The following is a 3,335-nucleotide window of genomic DNA, read 5'->3' as shown; positions in this document are numbered from 1 at the left end:
TCTTTATGTTGGCGGAGAACGCGGTGCCTAACAATTCATTCAAGCCGACACCGCTTCGCGGCGCGGCTTAATTCTGGCGTTAGGCGCCCATGACAAGTATCTGGCGATTTGCAGCATTGATCTTTGGTCCAGGCGCTTTGCTGTGTCTGGCGCTTGTTGGCTATTCCGCCGTTGATGCCTATCTACTCGGCAACTGCGATCCAAAGTTTGGCTGCGCCGGCGGCGTTCAGGTTTCCGCATTCGTGACCGGTCTCGCTTTGCTTTGTTCGTTGGTCGGCAACCTGCTGGCATGCTCAACTTTCAACAGCACGGTGCGCTTCGTACGCCTTGCGTGGCTTCTCGGCGCAGTCGTTGTCCTGAGCCTTGGTCAGGGTGCTTTGTTCGCTTCGTCGGGGAGGTTTTTGCCCGGCGACTCTCTGCAGAGCATGATGGTCGCGTGGGCTGGGCTATCCGCTCTTCTGGCGTTAGTAGCCCTTGCAGTTGTACGGCACTGGGCGCCTAACAATTCATTCAAGCCGACGCCGCTTCGCGGCGCGGCTTAATTCAGGCGTTAGACAGGGGAGGGGTGCTTGGACAAGGACACTTGGTCGATAGCCATTAGCTTAGTTGGCTTGCTACTCGGACTCTTGTCTGCGCACGCTCAGCTTAAAGCTGTGGGACGCTGGGCACTTAAGGCAACCGGTGAAAGGGCGCGCGCTTGGATGAATCGCGTGCAAGATGACGCAGAATTGTATGCCAATAGCGCCAGCGCGCTGGTGGCTTACTTGGTCAGAGAGGCATTCGCCCTAGCGTTCGTTCTAGCGTTGTCCGTCGCGGCTCTATTAGTTCTGCGGGGCGACACCTTCACAGCACCTGTCTGGGTACGCCAAGGAATGCTGCTCTTGCTGATGTTGTGGGTTGGCAACAAGCTCGCTGACGTGTCTAACATGGTCGACCTGACATTGCGCAAGGCTCGCCAAACCCGTCGCGAAGGCGTCTAACAATTCATTCAAGCCGACACCGCTTCGCGGCGCGGCTTAATTCAGGCGTTAGGCCCCGCAACAACTTCTACAGCGCACTGGAAGGGCAATGAGCAGAAGCATCCATAAAACCATCGCGCAAGTGATACGAGACAACTCCCGCCAGGAAATCGCGCATCCGGACAATCCAGACGTCGCCGCCCTTGCCCAGAAGGTTGGCTACAAGAAGTCTGAGCGCCGGAAGCGTCAAGGGACTGCTCAAGACGCGACCTTGACTCAAGACGACGAGGCGGGGCCTAACAATTCATTCAAGCCGACACCGCTTCGCGGCGCGGCTTAATTCAGGCGTTAGAGCCCACATGAAGTTTCCGGCGCCCACACAAGAAGAAATCGCCGACGTTGAAATGACGGTTGGTTGGCCACTACCAGTTGCGCTCACCAACCTTTACATCAGCCGTGGCAATGGGGGCTTCGGGCCAGATTACGGCTTGCTCGGTCTGGGGGCAGGCCATGTCACTGACCAAGGCGACACCGCACTGAGCCTCTACCGCCTCTTCAACCAACCAGACCCAGACGAGCCTGGCTGGGTGTGGCCCAAACAATTGCTCCCCATCCTCCACGTAGGCTGCGCCATTCACTACTGCATAGACTTGGCCATGCCCGGCAACCCGGTCGTCCAGTTCGACCCCAATGGCTTCGGCCCAGGTGACAGCTGGGAGGGTGCGTTCTCGGTAATATCCCCCCAACTGGAGCCTTGGCTAAGTGGGCTCTAACAATTCATTCAAGCCGAACCCGCTTCGCGGGTCGGCTTAATTCAGGCGTTAGGCGCGCATGGGAGGGGACATGGATGGCCAACTTTGGGGAGTACTAATTGGCGCGGCAGCGGCCAGCGTTGTACCCCTGCTGACATTGCGTACAACCAATGCCCAGTGGCGTCTCGAAAAGCGGATTGAGCTGCTCCGGCGCAAGAAGGAAGACCTCGAGCGACTCTACGCAGATACCTTCCAAAAGCTCCCAGCTGCTCTCCAAGAGCGCAACTATCCAATCAGCATGATGGGTGCCATCAGCGTTCATGCCTCTCCCGAGGTACGTAAGCTGTACTACGACCACATGGACAGCAAAGATCGTGATGAGACTAGGATGAAGCACTTGCTCTTAGCAATGACAGTGGCTGCCAACAAACACATCGTGGGCGTGGAGCAAGAGATTGACCAGCTTCTCAAGTAGCGCGCCTAACAATTCATTCAAGCCGAAACCGCTTCGCGGTTCGGCTTAATTCAGGCGTTAGACATTAGGGGGAGTTCGTCGTGAGTATGCTAAATCCAAACGAGGAAGCCCGCGTTGAAAAGCGCGATGGCCAGGTCATCGGTCCGTACAAGGCAAGGTTTGCGGGCAGCACGATTGTCATCGCCGATCCAATGGCTGATGTAGAAACCGGGGACACGGTTCTGCGCCGCCTTCCAAATGGAAAAGATGAGCGCTCGGTTGTTACCGAAGCCACTTTCTTCAATCAAGGCGTCGGCCGGATCGGCGCCCACTACCAAGTGAAGTTTCGGAAGGGCGGCGAGTCTACGGCCCCGCGGCCTAGCCACAACATCACCATTAGTGGCGCACAGTCGGTCCAGATTGGTGACTACAACACTCAAAACATCGTTAACTCGTTTGATTCACTAGTTAAGATGATTGATTCCTCCAACGTTCCTCCGCAGGAAAAAGCAGAGGCCAAGTCATTGATTGGCCAGCTCCTACAGCATCCTGCCGTTGTGGCAATCATTGGAGGTCTAGCCGGCGGCGTAGTCGGCTAATGTCTAACAATTCATTCAAGCCGAACCCGCTTCGCGGGTCGGCTTAATTCAGGCGTTAGGCCGCACTCGGGTGCCGTCGCAAGCATGATCAAGAAGAGCGTGATCGTTTCGGTGCTTGTGGCGTTCGTCGCCTGGCTCGTGCGGTCGCTCATCCGTGGCGCGCCCTACCTCGAGGCACCTCTGCCTGGTGGCCTTCCACTCGGCAATGTCTTGGTCGCTTTAGGGTTCTGTGCCCTGGCGGGTTCGGCACTTGTACTTAGCGTGCGGGGCTCTGCGCTACGCGCCGCCTCCCTCGTCTCGCTGGTTGGGGCCGTGCTCTGGCTTCCCGCATCAGTCGCCCTTGCGGGCAACCCGCAGCTTAACTTCAGCGGCGGGCGTGGCGCCGTGTGGCTCGCACTTAGCGTGGCGGTCTTCGCCGGCGCATGCTCTACTTTGCTCTGGGCGCTGGGGGTAGCGGCGCTAGCCAAGTTCCGGGGCGCAGGTGCGGCCTAACAATTCATTCAAGCCGACGCCGCTTCGCGGCGCGGCTTAATTCAGGCGTTAGGCCTCAAACACATATGAGCGCGTACTT

6 protein-coding genes are annotated in these 3,335 nt (G+C 57.8%); all 6 read left to right on the top strand.

Features of this window, described 5'->3' with window-relative positions; all coding sequences use genetic code 11:
- The first annotated feature begins 89 nt into the window (after positions 1 to 89).
- The gene (locus ACW5F0_RS14650) at positions 90 to 542 is read left to right on the top strand and encodes a hypothetical protein (protein WP_456966275.1); all 453 of its coding nucleotides are present in this window, start codon (positions 90 to 92) and stop codon (positions 540 to 542) included.
- A 27-nt stretch (positions 543 to 569) separates the two neighbouring features.
- Positions 570 to 980, top strand: a complete 411-nt coding sequence (locus tag ACW5F0_RS14645; protein WP_456966276.1) for a hypothetical protein — start codon at positions 570 to 572, stop codon at positions 978 to 980.
- A gap of 88 nt (positions 981 to 1,068) precedes the next feature.
- A complete protein-coding gene (locus ACW5F0_RS14640; RefSeq protein WP_456966277.1) occupies positions 1,069 to 1,299 on the top strand; it encodes a hypothetical protein in 231 nt (76 codons plus the stop codon).
- A 19-nt stretch (positions 1,300 to 1,318) separates the two neighbouring features.
- Entirely contained in the window at positions 1,319 to 1,732 is a 414-nt protein-coding gene (locus ACW5F0_RS14635; RefSeq protein WP_456966278.1) for an SMI1/KNR4 family protein, read from the top strand.
- A gap of 70 nt (positions 1,733 to 1,802) precedes the next feature.
- Complete coding sequence (locus ACW5F0_RS14630) at positions 1,803 to 2,186, top strand: hypothetical protein (protein ID WP_457000030.1); 384 nt, start codon at positions 1,803 to 1,805, stop codon at positions 2,184 to 2,186.
- A gap of 80 nt (positions 2,187 to 2,266) precedes the next feature.
- The gene (locus tag ACW5F0_RS14625; RefSeq protein WP_456966287.1) at positions 2,267 to 2,764 is read left to right on the top strand and encodes a hypothetical protein; all 498 of its coding nucleotides are present in this window, start codon (positions 2,267 to 2,269) and stop codon (positions 2,762 to 2,764) included.
- The last annotated feature ends 571 nt before the right edge of the window (positions 2,765 to 3,335 follow it).

It is taken from the genome of Luteimonas sp. A534, from assembly GCF_054072805.1.
Note: the sequence above shows the minus strand (reverse complement) of the source record. Positions and strands in the feature narration are given on the sequence as shown.

Bases quoted from the DNA above. Each gene is read 5' to 3' on its own strand.
- ACW5F0_RS14650 (WP_456966275.1), top strand. From the start codon at position 90: ATGACAAGTATCTGGCGATTTGCAGCATTGATCTTTGGTCCAGGCGCT.
- ACW5F0_RS14640 (WP_456966277.1), top strand. From the start codon at position 1,069: ATGAGCAGAAGCATCCATAAAACCATCGCGCAAGTGATACGAGACAAC.
- ACW5F0_RS14635 (WP_456966278.1), top strand. From the start codon at position 1,319: ATGAAGTTTCCGGCGCCCACACAAGAAGAAATCGCCGACGTTGAAATG.
- ACW5F0_RS14630 (WP_457000030.1), top strand. From the start codon at position 1,803: ATGGATGGCCAACTTTGGGGAGTACTAATTGGCGCGGCAGCGGCCAGC.